2 protein-coding genes are annotated in these 1,740 nt (G+C 64.0%); both read left to right on the forward strand.

The genetic code is table 11. The annotated features are described in order from the left end of the window. Positions 1 to 396, forward strand: a 396-nt coding sequence (locus tag B3Q33_RS11505; RefSeq protein WP_286827542.1) for a dihydroxy-acid dehydratase, incomplete at its 5' end; no start/stop codon positions are given. Positions 397 to 603: 207 nt separating this feature from the next. Beyond that, positions 604 to 1,740: DsbA family protein (locus B3Q33_RS11510; RefSeq protein ID WP_286827543.1), on the forward strand; the 1,137-nt coding region annotated here is incomplete at its 3' end.

The following is a 1,740-nucleotide window of genomic DNA, read 5'->3' on the forward strand; positions in this document are numbered from 1 at the left end:
CCGGGCATGCAGGAAATGCTCTACCCCACCAGCTACCTGAAATCCAAGGGGCTGGGCAAGCAGTGCGCCCTGCTCACCGATGGTCGTTTCTCCGGCGGCACCTCCGGCCTGTCCATCGGCCATGCCTCCCCGGAAGCGGCGGAAGGCGGCGCCATTGCTCTGGTGGAAGAAGGCGACACCATCGCCATCGACATCCCCAACCGCTCCATCAACCTGGACATTTCCGACGAGGAACTGGCCCATCGCCGCAGCAAGATGGAAGCCCGCGGCAAACTGGCCTACAAGCCCATGGAAATGCGCCCACGCCGGGTATCCACCGCCCTGAAAGCCTATGCGGCCCTGACCACCAGCGCCGACCGCGGCGCCGTGCGGGATCTCAGCCAGCTCAACAAGTAACCGACTCGGGCGGCTTTCGGGCCGCCCTTTTCGTTGGCCCCGCTTCCCATCCGCCCCTGCCGGTTTCATGACCGTTGCCGCACCCCGGTAGACAGGGTGTTGCCACACGGCGCTTTCTGAACAAGTATCGTAGAAACCCTGACCGGCGCCGACGCGTTATCCCCTCGGCGGTCCCGGCTTGTGCCCACTACGAGGAGCACTCTGTTAATGAGTCTGACACAACATTTGATGCCACTGGTGGCCAAGTTGATCACCAGCGAACGCCTGCAACAATGGCGGCGGGCCTTTCGTGAATGGCAACGCAAGCTGAAGCGGCGCCCTCATCAGGCGGTATTCTACTTCCGCATTGATGACCCCTATTCGGTGCTGATGGCCCAGGTATTGCCCCGCTTTGCCCGCCACTTCGGCATCACCATCACCCCCCGGGTGATGCTGTATCTGGATCAGCAGATGTACCCGGCAGCGGACATGCTCGAAGAACTGGCTCCCCGTGATGCCATTCAGCTGGCCCGGGTTCATGACCTGGATTTCCCTGACGCTTGGCAATTACCGCCTCGGGAAGTGAGCCTGGCGGCCACCCGCTGCCTGCTCAAGCACGAGGGCGACGAGCGCTTCTGGAGCCTGGCCGCCGCCCTGGCGGATGCCCTGTGGCGCAACGACCACGACAAGCTGGAAGAGCTGCTCACCGAACACGGCCAGATGCCCGCCGACCGGGCCCAGCTGGCACTGGAAGCCCGTCGCGACCAGTTCCTCAAGGATGGCCACTACCTCACCGGCACCCTGCAGTACGAAGGTGAGTGGTACTGGAGTATCGAGCGGCTGGACCATCTGGCCCATCGTCTCAACGACCTGGGCCTGGGCAGCGCGGACTGGCCACTGCCCTACGGCCGCGCCAAACGGGCCCGTCTGAAAGAGGTCCCGGAAGGCCTGAAAGGCAAGCCGCTGGTGCTGTTTTTCTCCTTCCGCAGCCCCTACTCCTACCTGGCGCTGGCCCGCACCTATGCCATGGCGGACCATTACGGCCTGAACCTGAAAATTCGCCCGGTCCTGCCCATGGTGATGCGCGGGCTCTCGGTCCCCAAGGCCAAGCGTTTCTACATCCTCAAGGACGCCGCCCGGGAAGCCCGTCTGCACAAGGTGCCATTTGGCAAGGTGTGCGATCCGGTCGGTGCCGGGGTGGAACGCTGTATGGCCATCTGGCCTTTCGCGGAAAAGGAAGGCCGCCTGCGCGAATGGCTGCCTGCCGCCGCCACCGGCATCTGGAGCCAGGGCATCAATGCCGCCACCGACAACGGCCTGAAGTTTCTGGTGGAAAATGCCGGGCTGGACTGGAACCGGGCCCGC

This window comes from Alcanivorax sp. UBA3183 (assembly GCF_002364155.1).
In the GTDB taxonomy this organism is placed as follows: domain Bacteria; phylum Pseudomonadota; class Gammaproteobacteria; order Pseudomonadales; family Alcanivoracaceae; genus Alcanivorax; species Alcanivorax jadensis.